Source organism: Rhodanobacter sp. FW510-R10, from assembly GCF_058781105.1.
The window spans coordinates 661,872-679,696 of the sequence record NZ_JBYSWL010000001.1 but is presented as its reverse complement, the minus strand read 5'-3'; the positions used below and the strand labels follow the sequence as shown (position 1 = coordinate 679,696).

The following is a 17,825-nucleotide window of genomic DNA, read 5'->3' as shown; positions in this document are numbered from 1 at the left end:
GGGCAGGGCGACGGGGTGCACGGCATATTCGGTGGGCCTCACGCGACACAGTCATCCATGGGTACCGCGCCACCGGCGGGCGGTGGCCTTTGCGGGTTGAATTGCTATGATCGGGCGTTTCTTGCCAAGGGGAACCCCATGGGCTTTTTTCGCAGATTGATCCGGCACAAGACGGTTGCGCAGTTGCAGGCCGAAGCAGGTGCGAGCAGGGATTTCCGCCGCACGATGGGCGTCTGGCAGCTGACCGCGATCGGGGTCGGCGCGATCGTGGGCGTTGGCGTGTTCGTGCTCGCGCCGAACGAGGCGGCCTTGAACGCCGGCCCCGCCATCATCCTGAGTTTCCTGGTGGCCGGCATCGGCAGTGCCTGCGCGGCGCTTTCCTATGCCGAGTTTTCCGGCATGATCCCGGTCACCGGCAGCGCCTACACCTACAGCTATGCCGTGCTCGGTGAGCTTCCGGCGTGGATCATCGGCTGGGACCTGCTGGTCGAGTACGCGCTCATCGTCGGCGTGGTTGCGGCCGGCACCTCGAATTACCTGCAGTCGCTGATCACCCAGCTCACCGGTTTCCAGCTGCCTGTGTTCCTGCAGGGTGCCTATGATCCGGCGCAGCCGGACAGCGGCCGCGGCATCAACCTCATCGCCATGGTCGTGGCGCTGGCGATTGCCGCGCTGCAGATTGCCCGCACCGAGGTTGGCGCGCGCTTCAACACCTTCGTGGTCGCGCTGAAGGTGCTGGGCGTGGTCATCGTGGTGGTCGTGGGCGCGTTCTTCATCAACCCGGCGAACTGGTCGCCATTCATCCCGCCGCTGATCCATGACGCGGCCGCCACCGGCGGCACGCGCTACGGCGTGGACGGCATGTTGGCCGCGGCGAGCATCGTGTTCTTTGCCGTGTTCGGCTATGACACCTTGACCACCGCCGCCGAGGAATCGAAGAATCCGCAGCGCGACCTGCCGCTCGCGGTCCTGGCCTCGCTCGGCGTGGCGATGACCATGTACCTGGCGATCTCGCTGGTGCTGACCGGCATGGTGCCTTACAACGGCTGCGTGGATCCAAGCGAGACGGCGGGGCAGTGCACGCAGATGATCCTGGCCAGCGACGCGCCGGTGAGCGCGGTGTTTGCCGCCCGCGACCTGCACTGGGTCAGCGCGGCCATCAATGTCGCCGCGATCGCGGGCATTGCCAGCGTGGTATTTGCCTTCATGCTGGGCGCCGCGCGCATCTGGTATGCGCTGGCACGCGATGGCCTGCTGCCGCGCTGGTTTGCCAAGCCGCACCCGAAGTACCACACGCCGTATCGCCCCACCATGCTGCTTGGCGTCTTCACCGCGCTGGCGGCCGGCCTGTTGCCGATCCGCGAGCTGGCCGAGCTGGTGAACATCGGCACCTTGTCCGCGTTCATCGTGATCTGCGCCTCGGTGCTCATCCTGCGCATCCGCCAGCCCAACCTCGAGCGCCGCTTCCGCACGCCGGCACTATGGCTGCTGGCGCCGCTCGGCATCGTGTTCTCGCTGTTCCTGATCACCGGCTGGCCGTGGGTCAGCGATGGCCGCTTCCACATGATTGGCGGCCTCGACATCGTCACCATCTGGCGGTTCGTGGTCTGGATGGCCATCGGCTTGGCAATCTATTTCGGCTTCGGCATGCACCACAGCGAAATGGCGCGTCCGGAAAACCGCGGACGATAGAGGCCCCCGGGGAAGGTCTGACCCATCGGCCGTTGAAAAGCGCCTTGCGGGAATGACGCCGGGATGGTGTTCCGGTGTCATGGAGCGATGCCGGGGATGGCGAATGCGCCTGCTGGGCGCCGCCGGGTTCCTGGCGCGCTCCTGCTCAGGCGCTGATGATGCGGTCACGGCCCTGGCGCTTGGCGTTTCGCATCGCCTGGTCGGCCTGGGCCAGCAGCATTTCCACGCCCTGGTAGGCGTCCGGTGCGCAGGTGGCGACGCCGATGCTCACCGACAACTGGCCATCCGGCCGGGCGATGTCGTGCACGGCGAGGCGCAGTCGTTCAGCACGCTCCATGGCTTGCGCCGCGCCGGCGCCGGGCAGCAGCATGGCAAATTCCTCGCCGCCGACGCGGCCGATCAAGTCGGTCTGGCGGCTTTGCATGCGCATGGCGGCAGCCAACGCCACCAGGGCCGCGTCGCCCGCCGCATGGCCGTAGTTGTCGTTGATGACCTTGAAGTGGTCGACATCCAGATACAGCAATGAGGTCGGGCGCCGCCGCACGTGGGCTTCGTCGATGGCGTCCGCAGCCGATTCCAGGAAACGGTTGCGCAGCAGCAGCCCGGACAGGTCGTCCGTGGCCGCCTTGGCCCGCAACTGCCGTTCCAGGCGGAACTGCTCCACCAGCATGCCGGCCAGGAAGGTGCGCAGGACGATGCACAAGGCCATGGTCAGCGCCATGAAGACGAAATACTGCAGCAGGTGCGTGCCGTCGGTGCCGTTCCACAGCAGCATCGGCAGCGGACCCAGCGCGCACAGCAGCATGCCGAGCGCGAAGTACCAACTGCCGATCCACACCATGGCCGAGGCGGCCGGTATCAGCAGCGCGGCCGGCCACACCCAGGGCAAGTCAGGCCTGCCGTTCCAACCCTGCAGGTTCATCGCCACTTCCAGCAAGGCCACGCACAACAATCCCAGCAACCGCAGCCAGGCCGGATGGCGCAGGCGCCGGGTGGCGACCACCACCGGCAACATCGCGATCAGCGGCAAGGTCTGCACCCAGGCCGGCAACGACGAGGGATGCCCGGCCAGCGTGCCGGTCACCGCGATCACGATGGCGCCGCACACCGCCAGCACGGTCAGGGCGTGGATCGACGGACCCATGCAGCGCGCCAGGTAATGCTGGTATTGCTGCTGGTCGCTGGCGCGCAGGTTGCGCATGCTTTGGGCATGCTGGCGCCGGGCAGCGGGCGAACTTCGGGTCATGGCGAAGGATTTCAAGCGCGGTTCCCCCACAGCTCATGCAAGTTGAATGCCATGGCTTCCCTGCTGTTGGCTCGATCGGCGCCCCCCTGTGCCACGTCCGTCGACGGGCCCACACCCCGCGTGGAGCCTGGGCCTGCTTGCCGGCATGGTAGTCTGCCAGGCGCGCCAGCTGTTGTCGCCCACGCCGCGACCACGTTTGGATCGGGCACGGGCGACCGCGACCGTGGGGCAGGCTGGACTCCTGGTTTGACTGATTCCAACGGAGAATGTCGTGATCAATGCTTCCTTCGGACGCGCCACCCTGGTGGCCGCCTTGTGCGGGATAGCCTCGTTGTCGGCGCATGCTGACGTCCCGCCACCCCAGGATGTGCCGTACCAGGGCACCTTGCAGGTCACCGTGGATGCCACCGACGTGGCCCGGCGCATCTTCCAGGTGCGCGAAGTGGTGCCGGCCCAGCCCGGTCCACTGACCCTGCTCTATCCGGCCTGGCTGCCTGGCCACCATTCCCCGGTGGGACCCATCGACAAGATGGCCGGCCTGGTGATCACCGCCAATGGCCAGACCTTGCCGTGGACACGCGACCCGCTGAACGTGAATGCCTTCCACGTCGAGGTGCCGCAAGGTGCCAGCAGTGTGAACGTGGCGTTCCAGTACCTGTCGCCGCAGCACACCAACCAGGGCCGGGTGGTGATGACCCCGGAAATCATCAACCTGCAGTGGTCCTCGAACACGCTCTACCCGGCCGGCTACTACGCCAGCCGCATCATGACCCAGGCCAGCGTGAAGTTCCCGGCTGGCTGGCAGTTCGGCAGCGCGCTGGAAGAGGCCTCGCGCGAGGGCGACACCGTGCACTTCAAGCCGGTCAGCTACGAGACCCTGGTCGACTCGCCGATGTTTGCCGGCAAGTACTTCAAGCGCGTGGATCTCGACCCCGGCGCCAAACGCCCGGTGCACATGAACATTGTCGCCGACGCGGCCAAGTACCTGGAAATCAGCCCGGAACAATTGCAGGCGCACCGCAACCTGGTGCAGCAGCTCTACAAGCTCTATGGCTCGCAGCACTTCGACCATTACGACCTGCTGCTCGCGCTCAGCACCAAGATGAGCGGGATTGGCCTGGAGCACCACCGCTCCAGCGAGAACGGCAGCCAGCCCGGCTACTTCACCGAATGGGACAAGCAGCCCATGCTGCGTGGCCTGCTGCCGCACGAGTTCAACCATTCCTGGAACGGCAAGTTCCGCCAGCCCGCCGACCTCTACCGCCCCACGTTCAACGAGCCGATGCAGGGCTCGCTGCTCTGGGTGTACGAGGGCCAGACCCAGTTCTGGGGCAACGTGCTGGCGGCGCGTTCGGGCCTGTGGAGCGAGGAGCAGGCGCGCGACGTGCTGGCGCTCACCGCGGCCACCTATGATCGCGGCCGTCCGGGCCTGGCCAGCTGGCGCAACGTGCAGGACACCACCAACGACCCGGTCATTGCCGAGCGGGCGCCGCTGCCCTACCGCAACTACCAGGCCAGCGAGGAGTACTACAACGCCGGCATGATGATCTGGCTGGACGTGGACGCCAAGCTGCGCGAGCTTTCGCGCGGCAAGCACTCCATCGATGATTTCGCCAAGGCGTTCTTCGGCATGGACGATGGCAGCTACGCGGTCAAGACCTACACCTTCGACGACGTGGTGCAGGCCTTGAATGCCATCGACGCCCATGATTGGGCCACTTTCCTGCGCAGCCGTCTGGACGGCCATGGCCCGCTCTTCGGCGGCATCGGGAACCACGGCTGGAAGCTGGTCTACACGGAAGAGCCATCGGTGGCCGTGAAGGGCAACGAGGAGCGGCGGCATGTGGCGGACCTCACCTATTCCATCGGCCTGGTGATCGGCAAGGAAGGCGCCATCAACGACGTGCTCTGGGATGGCCCGGCGTTCAAGGCCGGCGTCTCCCCCGGCATGAAGTTGGTTGCGGTCAACGGCCACGACTACGACCCCGACGTGCTCAAGGACGCGATCAAGGCCGCCAAGGGCAGCGAGCAGCCAATCGAGCTGCTGGTGAAAAACTTCGACGAGTACCAGACCCTGCGCGTGGCCTACCACGACGGCCTGCAATACCCGCACCTGGTCCGCGACGAGAGCAAGCCCGACACCCTGAGCAAGCTGCTCAAGGCGCGCTGAGGAGCCGGATCCACAGGACCAGGCACCTCGCGCCACCGTCCGCGATACGCGCCCACCGTCACACTGGTGGGAGCCCGCTCGTGACCGAAGGGAATCCCTTGTGGGCGGGCGATGCCTTCCGCTGGAAAGCCCGCAACCCCCGAACATCGCCCGCCGGCTCCCGCACCGGCAACCCCGCAGGGGCAACCGAGCCGTGCAGCGGCCCCTGCGCACCGCAAGCGTGGCCGGCAACTCCGTTATACTGCCTGCCCGTGGCCGGCGCTCGGCGCCGATAAGCTCAAGCGCCGACCACGCGCACGCTTGATCGCCTCCGCACGGCGTGCATCCCCCGAGGGATGCACCTGCGCCGCTACCGCGACCCGTATGCGGCAGCCCGGCCATTGGCTTGCAGGTTCACGAGTCACCCACGCGCCCGTAGCTCAGCTGGATAGAGTACTGCCCTCCGAAGGCAGGGGTCACAGGTTCGAATCCTGTCGGGCGCACCATTTCGTTACTGGACCCGGCATTACCGATTGCTATTGGTCCAGTCCTCCGCGCACTCATTTGCCGGCGACAAAAAGTCGATGGCCAAAATAGCGTCGATGAAGGCCTGATCCTCCCGCGCGTGGGAGTTACGGGCGACAGCCAGCGCCTAGCGGCGGGCCTGCTTCTGGAAAGACGGCGAGCGCACGTCTGTCACCTAAATCTGGATCGACCGCAGTCCCAACGCACACAGCCGCTCACGATGCTTCCGCACCTTTCCTCGGGCAGCCTTGGCCTTCGATGTCGTCGTCATATCGGCCCCCATCACACTGGTTACGTGCAACGAGTCATGAGGCAGTCCTCGACATCATGTCCACCCTTGGCTCCGCTCCATGCGACGACGGATCGATCAGGCCCAAACGCCGGTCATGTCCCTCAAAAGCACCACCGAAAAATCCACCACCGTGGAAGCGCCGACCGGCAGTCAGGGCTGCTGATCTTGGCAGCCGAGCCCGTGTCGCTGCGAATCCCGGCCGAAGTGACCTTGGAGCTGTCAGGCAACTTGGTCGCCGACCCGTTGTTTCAAGCAGCGACGGGCCGATGCACGCGCGCATCCGACCGGATTTGTCGTGTCGTCCGGAAAGTACTATCGAGCAGCCGGGACCAGCAGCGAGTCTTGAAGCCATGGTGTATCAGCGTGCATGAGTCTCTCGATCACTTGCTTGCTTACGCCGGCCACCGGCTCTTTAACGATCTCCGCAACGACGTTTTCAATATGCATGTTGGTGTCGCGCGCAACCCAAGTCGAGGCGGAGCCGGGAGCGCCATATCCCGCCGCGCACTCCCGTATCGCGTGTTCTCCCCAGGAAGCCGCTGCTGTTTCTAATGCTCCATCTTCAACGGCCTGTCTTGAAAGACGCCGCATGTCCTCGGGGGCGCCCTTGTACAAGAGGTGTTCGTCGTCGGCCGTGATGCGAATCCGGCTCGGTGGGCGGCGTGGCACATCAGGTTCGGTTTGCGTCGGATAAATCGCTGCGTAGTCGCCGAATTTCGCAAGCAGGCGGCGATGACCTGAGGCGATCTGACGCCACATCCTAAATTCTGGACGCGGCACATGCATGGCCCGGTCCTTGCGCTGGCGTGCGAGGCTGTCCGGTATGCTCGATGCTGCAAAGATTGTTCGCCGGAACCCTAGGTCATCCGTGGCAACGGCTGCCTCCCGCAGGGACTGAACCAGCGCGAGTTCGTCGTCCGACTCAGTGGCAAGGCCATACAGGGATGAGGCATCCAGATATACGTCTACGAAGGTCGGTGCCGCTGAGACCAGATGCAGGGCCTCGGCAAGCACGGATTTCAGTACGTCTGTCGATGCGAAGTCTCCGCTGGGTACGCGAACGGCAATGCCGCGCCGATCGCGCGACACAATGCGTGACACGGCATCAAAGTAGGCCGTACCGGGGCCGCGCAGGTACAACGGAGCGACTACGGGGATGCATTTCAGACGAGACTGCCGAGCCAGAGCAAACGCGTACTCGACCACGCTGCGCCCGTCCTCCACGCACTCATTGGGCTCGTAGCGGGAGAAGTCGAGGTAGATCTCCTGCTCCGTGCCCCAGGACTTTGTGATTGCGACAATCTTGTCGTGCAGGAAACGTTCCAGCGGGTGATGCACATCGACTTTGGTATTGGGGAAGTCGAGCATTGGCCGAACGAGGACATGTGCCAGCGGGGAAAGCCGTGCGAGGGCCTCAAGCTCGCCCCCCTTGGCCCGCAAGATCGGGAAGTAGAGTGGCTCGGCCGCCATGCTCATGACCAGTTCACCTCGGGGAACAAGCTCCTGACCGTGTGGTAGCCCACGAGCTTCGAGAACACCGCGTAATTGCGCCGCTCGTACCGGACTCGCCCCGCGATGACCGCGGGGTTGACCTGCAGTCGGTTGGCAAGCTCACGGATCGATTCCACGGAGGGATTCAAGTGTGCACGGCTGCGGTTCCAAGTGGCCCTGTCGACAAGAATTTCGGCCGCAAGGTCGTTCGCCTCGCGTTCGATTGCGGCGATCTTTGTGGGCGGCTTTTCGATGTCTTCATCGGCGATGGCGCGCTGCTCCGTATCGTCTAGATGCTTCCACGCGTGCACGAGTTCGTGCATCAAGGTGAACCAGAAGTTGTCTAGACGATCATGGCGGATGGTCATTCCGATGACTGGCGCGCCATCGCGGCCAATCATCGCCGCGCCATCGAGCCGCGTGTGGGGCAGATGCGGCTCGATTACTAGCGCAACGCCGCGGTCGGCCAGGAATTTCATCGCCGCTCGCGGCCCGTCCTCCATCCAGCTCAGGCGCGCGATGTAGGCAAGCGTTTCCTTGTTAAGGTTTTCCTTGCGATAACGGCCGCGCAGGTAATGGCGCGAGGCCGCCACTTCGCGCACGCGGGCAAGCCAAAGTTGAATGTGCACGGGGTTGGTACCCGTGCTGTTGCCGAAAACCTGCGTGTGTCGAAACAGTACTGGGCTTGACGATGGCGCCGTCAGTCGCGTGAGGAACTGCTTCGCGGTGACACCCGCTTCGATCCAGCCGCGCTTGCGCAGCAGGGTGAGTGGAATGTCGGCCTCGTCGAACTCTGTGCCAGTTTGGTATTCCGCGGTCGATTCGCGCACCAACAAGGCTGCCGGAATATCGAGCTTGTCGTGCAAGGCGCGGATCATTGTTAGCGTCAGCGGACGTTTGCGGGCAAGCACTTCCGACGCGCGGTTACGCCCGCCGAAGAGCGGCGCGACATCCGCCTGCCGCAAACCTTGCTCTTCCATGCGGAACAGGATGGCACCGACCGGGTCGGGTTGGCCGAAGACGAAACGCTCCTTTTCGTAGTCTTCAACCAGCTTCGCCAAAAGCTCCAGGCGCGCGCCGTCGGGCGTATCGAGCGGCGGATCGATTTCGGCCAGACGGCCGACCTCCGCGAGTGTCTCTTGGTATTGTGCGTCGGTTTTGATGATTTGAATATTCATGAGCCACCGGTTTCAGCGTTTGCGATTGCGCTCGTCGTACTCGGTATGTGTGCCCGCCCATTCCACTACCACCACGCCAACGCGGTACGCGCAGGTGACTTCAAGGCGGTAGTCATTACCCTTGACGTTGAAGATCACCGTGTTGTGGGCAAGGAAGCTCGCTGAGGCGTACCTGTCCTTGATGTCTTGCGATCTTGCCCAAGCAGCACCATCCACGTCGGACAGCCAGTTCTCGATCCAGCGTCGGGCGTCCGCGTGCTTGACACAAAAGCGATCCAGGATGTTGCGTCCAACGACCTTCATCGAGTGGCCTTAACGCGTTCACGAAAACATGATAGCACCGTGTTCCCAAAAATGGAACACGGTGCGTATTCCCACATCATGTTAATTGACGGACCGGCGGCGTGCCGATTCACTCGGCTGCTTGCGCGATGCGAGTCGCGTTCTTCGCCCGAAGCTTTCCGGGGAGCAGCTTGGGCACCAGGGTATTGCGGGGGACCAAACAACCGCCCATCGGCGCAGCTGCATGCGCATGCTCAGCTTGGCGAGGCGGCCCGTATCAATCCCGTCCGGAGGCGTGGTTCGCTGCACGTGGGTGGACGCGGCGAGTACGCGCTCGCGGTCGAACGGAAAGGAGTATTCACGACGGATGGCGGTCTTGCTGCGTCCGGCGCGATCGCTTCGGTGGCACCACGCTCAGGCCGCGCGGAAGCGACAAGACTTTCGGCCGCAGCAGCTCTTCGACCATGTGCGGCTCCAACGGGAGCGAATAAAGGAAGCCCTGTCCCTCGCCACAGCCCGCCAGACGTAGAAACTGGTGTTGCTCCTCCGTCTCGATTCCCTCGGCGATGGTTGCCAAGCCGAGACTGTGGGCCATCGCCAGGATCGCCTTCGCGATGGCCGCGTCATTGGAATCCTCGGGCAGCCCGATCACGAAGGAGCGGTCAATCTTGAGGTAAGCCACCGCAGGGAGTTTCAGGTACGCCATGGACGAGTAGCCCGTACCGAAGTCATCGATCGCGACGGCTACACCATTTTTGTGGAGTGTCTCCATGGTGCGTTCCACACCGTCGCCGAGGCGGAGCATCGCGCCTTCGGTGATCTCCAGGACGATCCGGTCCGGCGGTACGCCATGTTCCTGCAACGTGCTGGTGACGCTTAGCAGAAAGCCCGGGTGGCCAAACCACCGGGCGGAAATGTTCACTGCCACGCGAATGGGCGGCATGCCGCTGCTATCCCACGCCTTGATCTGGGCGCAGGCCGCTGCCAGCACCCACTCGTCGACCAGCCGGATCAGGCCGAGCTCTTCGGCCACCGGGATGAAGTCGGCAGGAATGAGCAGGCCGCGATCCGGATGCTGCCAGCGCACGAGCGCCTCGCAAGCCACGATGCGCCCATGCTGCAGGTCTACGCTCGGTTGGTACACCACCCGCAATTCGTCGCGTTCCAAGCCTTGACGCAGCTCGGTTGCAAGTTGCATGCGCCGTCGCGAATCGGCGTGCATCACCGGAGTGTACAAACGAACGGCATTTCGCTCCTCGGTCTTGGCCGCATACATGGCGGCATCGGCATTGGCGATCAGTGAAGGCGGATCGGCGCCGTCGAGTGGATAGGCAGCCACGCCGATACTGGCGGTCAAGACGATCTCCTTGCCGTCAATGGAGATCGATTTCGCCAAAGCCGCCAGCAAGCGGTCAGCGATTGCCTGCACGTGTTCGCGCGTGGCCAGCCCGCGTATCAGGACAGTGAATTCGTCCCCTCCGATGCGGCCTGCCACGGCGTTTTCGTCCAGCTGGCCATTGATGCGCGCTGCCACCGCGACCAGAAGACGGTCGCCCACCGCATGGCTGTAGCTGTCGTTGACGTTCTTGAACGCGTCCAGGTCAATGAACAGCACAGCCACCGCCGTGCCATCGTGCTCGGCCTCGACAATGGCCCCAGCGCACAAACGTTCGAACTCGCCGCGATTGACGAGACCTGTCAATGGATCGTGGCGTGCCAGGTATTCCAGCCGGCCCTCGTTGGCCTTCGCCGTTGAGACGTCGGTGAATACGGCAACGTAATGCTGGACGTCGCCCTGCTCGTCGCGGATTGCGCTGATACTCAAGTGTTCCGGATAGCAACTGCCGTCGGCCCGGAGGGTCGCCACTTCACCGCGCCAGTAGTCGCCGGCGGCAACACGTTCCCATACCGATGACGGCAGTGGCGTGCCGTCGGGCATGGTGCGCATCTCCACCCACGACCGCCCCAGCATGGCTCTGCGGGTGTAGCCAGTAAGCAACTCGTGCGCGGCATTGACGGATGTCACGCGGTACTGTGCGTCGCTGATGATGACGCCTTCGGCGATGGAGGCCAGGGCCTCGGCGGCCACGAGGCGCTCCTGTTCCATCTTGACCCGCTCGGAGATGTCGCGAATGATCGTCTGGCGTATCGAGCGGTCAGCCCAGGTGACCAGGTTGCTTCGCGTCTCCACCAGTCTGGACGAGTCGTTTCCGGTCCACAACACGTTGGTTGCCGCGTGCCTCGGATCGCTACGCACCGGGTGTTGGAACAGGTGCACGAAGCGGTCGCCGACCAACTGGGCGCGTTCGCGCCCGGTCCAGGCCAACATGGTCTGGTTCGCGTCAACGATACGTCCCGTGGACTCATCGACCATCGCGATCGCATCGGCGGCACTGTCAAAGAGCAGCCGGTAGCGTTCCTCGGTGCCGCGGGCACTTGTCAGGATGCGCTTTGCCGTGATGAACCACAGCAGCATGGCGATCAAAGTGATCGCCACGACGCCGCCAAAGAATATCGAGCCGACCCATACCGCTCCCTCGGCAACTTCCAGTGAAAACACCTTCGTGAGGGGTTCGATGCGGTCGTTCAGCGCCAGGATGCGCTGGCGCGCTCCCAGTGAATAACCGAGCGGAACGGCACCCGTGGCGTAGGCCTTTTGCAGCTCATTGGCGATGACGTCCAACTCCGCGATGGCAGCATCCGATGCCCGCCATGCTGCCAATGCCTGTTTCATGTGTGGCGCCCAAGCAAAATGCTTGAACATGAAAATGATCCCGGGCACGGCGCTCGGGATCACGCCGCCCTCGCGAAACGCGGCAGTCAGGTCGGAATTTTGATAATGACCCGAGTCGATGGTGTCCCGTATCCACCGATCGGCTGCGACGACCCTCGCATTGCGACGGAAAGCCTCGAGCTGCTCCGGGTTCCCGGTCGACGCATAGGTACTGAGGTCAATGACTGCCTGCTTTTGGGCTTTGGACCAAAGACTCTCGCCGTTGAGAAAACCGGCGAGAGTGACTTGGACCTGCAGCGACCCCCACGTCAGCGTCAGGATCAACCCGATCATCACCACCAGCGCATAGGCAAGCGGCATCAAGCGACGTGACAATGGCCGCTGCAAACCGGTCGGGAAGGCCTCCATTCGTCTCTTTCAACACTTCGATGGGCACGACTCCATATCGACCGGCCGGGCGTTAGCTTGAACTATGCAACTGCCGCGGTGGCCAACGCCATTGGACGCGAGCGTTCCATGCAGCGACTCACGCTCACGAGTTGGCTGGTGTAAGTGCGCATGATGCACTCGCGGATATGGCTGACCTGCTCCACCTCCGGGTTGCTTCCCATGGCCGTACAAACGATCTCCAGGGCTTCCCATGGGTGCACATCGTCGTAGGCGGCATGCAATTCGAGCCAGCGCAAGGTGGCCTTGCGCTCGTTGTCCGGGAAGCTGTCCTGGTACAACTGGCTTTCGTAGACCAGCTTCGCCCATTCGCCGGCGACCCCTTCGACCGCGTAGTTGCTCGCCGCGATACTGGCCGCCAGGTTGTCCCTGGTGCAGACTTCCTCCAGCCAGGTGGCGAGCGTCTGGGTGCCCAGCGGGGCCTGGCGATGAAGCACATCCTCACGCGCTATGCGTTCCCCTTCGGCCCACTTGAGCCAGTACTCGGCATGGTTTTGTTCCACCCGGATATTGCGCACCAACCAGCGCCGCGCCAGGTCGTCAGCCCGGCTGCGGCCAAAACGTGTCTTGAGGAGGCTGAGCGCCATGTAGGCGGGAAAACGCTCGACCACCGGCCAGATACCGATCAGGAAATTGGCGGTTGAGTCATGGTCGAGCTTGGCCGTCCGCATGAGTTGAAACAACTCGTGATTCGCGCACTTCTCCTTGGCGTCGGCGCACTCAGCCACAATGTCCTGTGCCCATGACGGATAGCTGCTCAGGGATGTCAGCGCTCCGGCAAGTTCAAACTGCTTGTTCATTCATCTCTCCTCGGACTGTTGTTGGTGTTTCCGTTACGCGGCAATGGAATGCTGCCGGGCCGTCTCCAGGTGCATATGCAAACGTGGGTGCCTTGCAGCCGTGCTTTACATTCGGATGTTTGTGCTGGCGTGGTGATCGCAAATCAGGTGCAGCCTCTTTGTCCTTGGGCGTGCGCGGGTCAAACAGGTGTGGGACGTCAGCCACCCGTGGTGTCGACGTTGGGCTTGCAGCGCCAGATCGCGGTTCCTTCCAGCGTATTGAGCGCGGCAAGCAGTGCGGTAGTACGGTAATCCCCCGGTTTTGATGCCCATCGGAGTGAGCTGTGCGACAAGCGCCACTCTGCCTGGGCCATGCCGCCGAGCGCCATGTTCGGGCGTTCGTGGCCATATGTCCACAGTCAACGGGTTGCTACCTGTTGGACTAGTTCGATCGGCTCAAACAGGGCCTGCGCAAGTCACCCGCAGGATTTGCCATTGCCCACGTCGATGAGCAGCTCCGGGGTTCGGATCACGCAGGTACCGGGTCGACCGATCGTCACCACTTTACGACCGTGCTGTCCGCTACCTGGGGGCTTGCCCGGGGCCGCTTGACCAGGCTTGCGCCGCACGGCGCGAGCCGCGTCGTGGCGGCGTGGCCACCGTGCCGCAAGGCCAATGATGCGCTTGTGCATGGTCGTGCCAGCGCGGCGCCCGGCGTGACGGCCGCAAGCCTGGGGATGCTCCCGGCAAGGTTGCGCCCGATGGTGCGAGGGTCGCTCTGCGCAACCAGTGACCAACAAGGCACTCGGGGCAGGACGCGCTACCCGGCGATTTTCGCCAGCTTGCACCCGTTGTTGCGCATGGCATGACCGTTGCTTGGCCACTGGATATTCCACAAGCAGCGGACTGGAGTTGGCCATGGACGTGAACATCGACGTCGACCAAACCGAGCGGATGTTGAGCCATTTGGCGCGTCTCAGGCAACGATGCAACCGAGATGACATGGATGCGCTGGAAAGACTCAGGCCAGCATGGCTGGGGCTGGACGCGTGGGACATCGTCCTCGAGGAATTGAAGATGCACCGTTACCGGGAGCGTCCGCACATGGCCCGGCCGCGACTGGTAAGCGGGTGAAATGGGCGCCCTGCGATGTCCTGCGGCAAGCCGCTGCGGAGTGCAGAATTGCGTCGTAGTTGCCCCAAATGCGGCACGGCCACCCTGCGGATGAACACCAAGCCTGTCGGCGCAGAGTTGCGCCATGTGCGGACACTACATCGTGTTAGGCCCGGTCAGCCTGTCCCGGGACGCCAAGATGGCGGCGATGACAGGGCGAATGCGGCGTCAGGTTCATTTTCTAGATAAAGCATAATGAACCCGGCACTTTTTCCTCGCTTGTATCGCCCAGGCGGCGGCGCCTCAAGGGGCGCTGCCGCATCGCCACCGCACCACGTGCGCTGCGGCCCGGCAAGCGGCGTGCGAGTTCACGAGTCACCCATGCGCCCGTAGCTCAGCTGGATAGAGCAATGCCCTCCGAGGGCAGGTTCGAATCCTGTCGGGTGCACCGTTACGCCGATCCAGATATTGGCTCGCAGCGTCTCGTGCGTTGATGTTTCAGGGTGTGTCGCATTGGCAAGTTACTCTCCTGCGTTATTGCGGCCACGCCAAATTTGATCGTGGGGTAGTCTCGTCGGATGAGATGCCGCCGGTGCAGCATAGGTACCAGCGACGTATCCAGGGGAGTCCGACATGGACGAAATCGGCCCGACCGACCTCAAGTCGATCCTGCATTCCAAGCGCGCCAACATCTATTACCTGCAGCATTGCCGGGTGCTGGTCAACGGTGGCCGGGTCGAGTACGTCACGGACCAGGGCAAACAATCCGCGTATTGGAACATTCCCATCGCCAATACGACCACGGTGCTTCTAGGTACCGGCACATCCATTACCCAGGCGGCGATGCGTGAGCTGGCCAAGGCGGGAGTGCTGGTGGGCTTCTGTGGCGGTGGCGGGACCCCTCTGTTTTCCGCTAACGAGCGGGATTTCGAAGCGGCCTGGTTCGCGCCACAAAGCGAATACCGACCTACCGAATACCTGCAAGCGTGGGTACGATTCTGGTTCGACGACGACCTGCGCCTCGCCGCGGCCAAGGCATTTCAGCGCCTGCGCGCGCAGCGTATCGGCGCGGCGTGGCAGCAGCGCGGGTTGCACGATGTGGGGTTTGTCGTCGATGTCGCGCGACTAGTGCTGTGGCGCCCCGTCAACGCTGCATTGATCAGGTTTGCGTCATGGCCAGCGTGCACGGCTTGACGGTGTATCAAATACCGCATCATGTGATGCACAACGTGATGTATAGTGGATTTCGGAACAAGGCTGCTGGAGACACCCCATGCGCACCACGATCACTCTCGATGACGAATTGCTGCAGGCCGCGGGCAAGGCGATCGGCACCGACGAACGCTCGGCGGTCATCCACGAGGGCCTGCGGGCACTGATCGAGCGCGAAGCCGCGCGCCGGCTTATCCAGCTGGGCGGGAGCGTTCCGGGCGCACAGTTGCCGCCGCGACGCCGGTCTGAAGCCGACGGCCCGGCGCGTCGGAAGCGCGCGTGATCGTTGCCGACACCTCGATCTGGATCGATCACCTGCGCAAGCCCGATCGGCAACTCTCGTCCCTGCTGGCCGCCGGTGTGGTGCTCGTGCACCCGTTTGTCGTTGGCGAACTGGCCTGCGGCACGCTGCCCAACCGCAAGGTCCTGCTGTCCGCGCTTGCGCTGTTGCCGCAGGCCCTGGTTGCCGCCCATGGGGAGGTTCTGGGCCTGGTGGAGCGATATACGCTGGGTGGCCGCGGTATCGGCTGGATCGACATGCATCTGCTGGCGTCCACGTTGCTGACGGGACGTTCGCAACTCTGGACGCGCGACCGGCGCCTGCGCGGCGTGGCCGCCGAGCTCGGGCTCGTCTCCGGCAAATACACCTGACGGCGCGCAAGCCTGAGGACGCCAGGCGAATCGCCAGCCTGAACAAAGCGAAGTCGGCTGCGCCAATATCCCGACCGCAGAGATCAGTCAGCGCTGCAGGCCGGCACCAACCCGCGCAGGGAATTGCCGAAATAGACCTGGCTGGCGGTGTGCAGGTCCGCTGGTGTCAGTATCGCTTCGCGGCAGCGGCCGGTGGCCAGCAGCTCCCGGCGCAGGCAGCCGGGCAGCAGGCCGCAGCTGACCGCGGGGGTCAGCAGTTCGCCGCCGATGACAAGAAACACGTTGCTGCGCGAGCCTTCGCAGAGCTCGCCGCGTTCGTTGCAGAACAGCACTTCGTCGCAGCCGGATTGCCGGGCGGCGCGATCGCGTTCGGTGTCATGCGGCTCCCGCCGATCGGTTTTGTGGCGCAGCAGCAGATCGGTGCTGTCCAGGGGCTGGTCGGAGAGCACATAGCGCCAGGCGGTCGAGGTGGGGGCGAGCTCACCGGCATGGACCTCGATCTGCCCTTGTTCGTCGAGCGTCAAGCGCACGCGCCAGGCGGCCGGGCCGCGCTGAGGTTCCGTCGCTGACGCCCGGGTCTGTGGAACGGCTTGGGCCGCAGCGTCGGCCAGTGCAGCCAGGACGCGCTCGCGGTGGAACGGGAAGCGGAATGCCTGCGCGCTGGCCTGCAGGCGCTGCAGGTGCAGGTCCACCCGGACGTAGTTGCCGGCTTCGCAACGCAGGGTTTCGATCAATTTCAGGGGCCGGCGCGTGGCCTCGAAGTAGCGGGCCTTGAGGCGGCACTCGGCGTATTCGTCGGCGGCGCGCGAATCGGCCACCAGGCCGCCGCCGGCGCCCAGCTCGCCGCGGCCGCCGGCAATGGTCAGGGTGCGGATGGCCACGTTGAAGCGCGCGCTGCGGTCGGGCGCGAACCAGCCGATGGCGCCGCAATAGATGCCGCGCGGGCTGGTTTCCAGCTCGCGGATGACCTGCATGGCGCGGATCTTCGGTGCGCCGGTGACCGAGCCGCACGGGAACAGCGCCGCCAGCAGTTTTTGCACGGATGTGCCGGAGCGGAGCTGGGCCGTAACCGTGGACACCATCTGGTGCACGGTGGGGTAGCTCTCGATCTCGAACAGCCGCGTCGCCTCCACGCTGCCGGTGACCGCGACGCGGCCCAGGTCGTTGCGCACCAGGTCGACGATCATCAGGTTTTCGGCGCGGTTCTTGGCGCTGGATTGCAGGGCGGCTCGAACCAAGGCGTCTGCGGCGTTTTCGCCCGTTCGCAAGGGACTATCTTCGCCGCTCCCAAAGGGGCTTTTTTCGGTCCCCTGCAGACTCCCACCGGGATCGGGCGATCGGCGCGGCGCGGTGCCTTTCATCGGGCGGCAGGTGAGCGTGCCATCGGCGCGCAGGTCGAAAAACAATTCGGGGGAGAAGCTCAGGATCTGGCGAGTGCCGTCATCGACGTATGCGCTGTAGGCGCCGCCGCCCGCGCGGCGCAATGCGAGGTAGAGCCCGCACGGATCGCCCATGACGGCGAAGCGGCCGCGCATGCTGAGGTTGGCCTGGTAGAGGTCGCCGGCGCGGATGTGCTCTGCCACCTGCGCGAACTTTGCCGCGTAGCCCGCCTCGTCCCACTCCCATGCCAGCGGCCCGGCGTAGGCCCGGCGCGGCTGCCATGCGCGTTCCAGGGCCTCGCCCGCGATCTCGCGCGGTGGCTGCGCGAACACCGCGAACCACAGCAGCGGCGTCGGGCAGGCTGGCGGGAGCAGGTCCGCGAGCCGGGGCTCGAGCGCGTAGCCGAGCTCGTAACTGAAATAGCCGGCCACATGGAAGCCGGCGTCGATGCGTTCCTGCAGCTGCCGCAGGGCATCGGCGACCTCGGCCGCGGCATGGACGCGGATGGTGGCCACGGGCGCCTCGAAGATCCGGCAGGTTCCGCCGCCCACATCGTCAAATACCAAACTAGGCAACACCCTCGCTCCGCTCGGCTGCGTACCGGAATTGTAGTGGGGGGCCGGCGCAGCTCGGCAGCGTTGACGCGCATCAAGC

Annotated in this window: 13 protein-coding genes, 1 tRNA gene and 1 pseudogene; 7 read left to right on the top strand and 8 right to left on the bottom strand. The window is 64.3% G+C overall.

The annotated features are described in order from the left end of the window. Nucleotides 1–138: 138 nt before the first annotated feature. Nucleotides 139–1,692 (top strand): amino acid permease, encoded by a 1,554-nt coding sequence (locus AC3WJB_RS02700; RefSeq protein WP_492678454.1) that lies wholly within the window; start codon nucleotides 139–141, stop codon nucleotides 1,690–1,692. 145 nt (nucleotides 1,693–1,837) lie between these two features. Here AC3WJB_RS02700 and AC3WJB_RS02695 read toward each other — a convergent pair whose 3' ends face one another. Then, nucleotides 1,838–2,893 carry a GGDEF domain-containing protein gene (locus AC3WJB_RS02695; RefSeq protein ID WP_492678452.1) on the bottom strand — a complete coding sequence of 352 codons (1,056 nt, stop codon included), beginning with the start codon at nucleotides 2,891–2,893 and terminating at the stop codon, nucleotides 1,838–1,840. Nucleotides 2,894–3,209: 316 nt separating this feature from the next. On the opposite strand from AC3WJB_RS02695, the gene AC3WJB_RS02690 reads away from it, so the two are divergent. Beyond that, the gene (locus AC3WJB_RS02690; RefSeq protein WP_492678450.1) at nucleotides 3,210–5,108 is read left to right on the top strand and encodes a M61 family metallopeptidase; all 1,899 of its coding nucleotides are present in this window, start codon (nucleotides 3,210–3,212) and stop codon (nucleotides 5,106–5,108) included. Between the two features lie 408 nt (nucleotides 5,109–5,516). Next, nucleotides 5,517–5,593: transfer RNA gene (locus AC3WJB_RS02685), tRNA-Arg, on the top strand. 623 nt (nucleotides 5,594–6,216) lie between these two features. On the opposite strand, the gene AC3WJB_RS02680 is transcribed toward AC3WJB_RS02685, so the two are convergent. The 6 genes and pseudogenes from AC3WJB_RS02680 to AC3WJB_RS02655 all read right to left on the bottom strand — a co-directional run. Next, the gene (locus AC3WJB_RS02680; RefSeq protein WP_492678448.1) at nucleotides 6,217–7,380 is read right to left on the bottom strand and encodes a beta family protein; all 1,164 of its coding nucleotides are present in this window, start codon (nucleotides 7,378–7,380) and stop codon (nucleotides 6,217–6,219) included. Beyond that, on the bottom strand, nucleotides 7,377–8,573 hold the full coding sequence (locus tag AC3WJB_RS02675) for an ImmA/IrrE family metallo-endopeptidase (RefSeq protein WP_492678446.1): 1,197 nt from the start codon (nucleotides 8,571–8,573) through the stop codon (nucleotides 7,377–7,379). Before AC3WJB_RS02675 ends, AC3WJB_RS02680 begins: the two co-directional genes overlap by 4 nt. A gap of 12 nt (nucleotides 8,574–8,585) precedes the next feature. Next, a complete protein-coding gene (locus tag AC3WJB_RS02670) occupies nucleotides 8,586–8,876 on the bottom strand; it encodes a type II toxin-antitoxin system HigB family toxin (RefSeq protein WP_492678443.1) in 291 nt (96 codons plus the stop codon). Nucleotides 8,877–9,213: 337 nt separating this feature from the next. Then, nucleotides 9,214–11,997 carry a putative bifunctional diguanylate cyclase/phosphodiesterase gene (locus tag AC3WJB_RS02665; RefSeq protein ID WP_492678441.1) on the bottom strand — a complete coding sequence of 928 codons (2,784 nt, stop codon included), beginning with the start codon at nucleotides 11,995–11,997 and terminating at the stop codon, nucleotides 9,214–9,216. A 62-nt stretch (nucleotides 11,998–12,059) separates the two neighbouring features. Further along, on the bottom strand, nucleotides 12,060–12,836 hold the full coding sequence (locus tag AC3WJB_RS02660; RefSeq protein ID WP_492678439.1) for an iron-containing redox enzyme family protein: 777 nt from the start codon (nucleotides 12,834–12,836) through the stop codon (nucleotides 12,060–12,062). Between the two features lie 341 nt (nucleotides 12,837–13,177). Further along, a pseudogene (locus tag AC3WJB_RS02655) lies at nucleotides 13,178–13,291 on the bottom strand (IS3 family transposase); the annotation flags it as partial. Between the two features lie 442 nt (nucleotides 13,292–13,733). Between AC3WJB_RS02655 and AC3WJB_RS02650 the strand changes: the two are divergent. The 4 genes from AC3WJB_RS02650 (at nucleotide 13,734) to AC3WJB_RS02635 (ending at nucleotide 15,791) form a co-directional block, all read left to right on the top strand. Next, nucleotides 13,734–13,949 (top strand): hypothetical protein, encoded by a 216-nt coding sequence (locus AC3WJB_RS02650; RefSeq protein WP_492678437.1) that lies wholly within the window; start codon nucleotides 13,734–13,736, stop codon nucleotides 13,947–13,949. Nucleotides 13,950–14,561: 612 nt separating this feature from the next. After that, nucleotides 14,562–15,122, top strand: a complete 561-nt coding sequence (gene cas1f / locus AC3WJB_RS02645) for a type I-F CRISPR-associated endonuclease Cas1f (RefSeq protein WP_492678435.1) — start codon at nucleotides 14,562–14,564, stop codon at nucleotides 15,120–15,122. 79 nt (nucleotides 15,123–15,201) lie between these two features. Continuing rightward, nucleotides 15,202–15,423 (top strand): type II toxin-antitoxin system VapB family antitoxin, encoded by a 222-nt coding sequence (locus AC3WJB_RS02640; RefSeq protein WP_492678433.1) that lies wholly within the window; start codon nucleotides 15,202–15,204, stop codon nucleotides 15,421–15,423. Then, nucleotides 15,420–15,791: a type II toxin-antitoxin system VapC family toxin gene (locus tag AC3WJB_RS02635; RefSeq protein WP_492678431.1), complete on the top strand. Its 372-nt coding sequence runs from the start codon at nucleotides 15,420–15,422 to the stop codon at nucleotides 15,789–15,791. Before AC3WJB_RS02640 ends, AC3WJB_RS02635 begins: the two co-directional genes overlap by 4 nt. A gap of 83 nt (nucleotides 15,792–15,874) precedes the next feature. Here AC3WJB_RS02635 and AC3WJB_RS02630 read toward each other — a convergent pair whose 3' ends face one another. Next, a complete protein-coding gene (locus AC3WJB_RS02630; RefSeq protein ID WP_492678429.1) occupies nucleotides 15,875–17,749 on the bottom strand; it encodes a chorismate-binding protein in 1,875 nt (624 codons plus the stop codon). Nucleotides 17,750–17,825 lie beyond the last annotated feature (76 nt).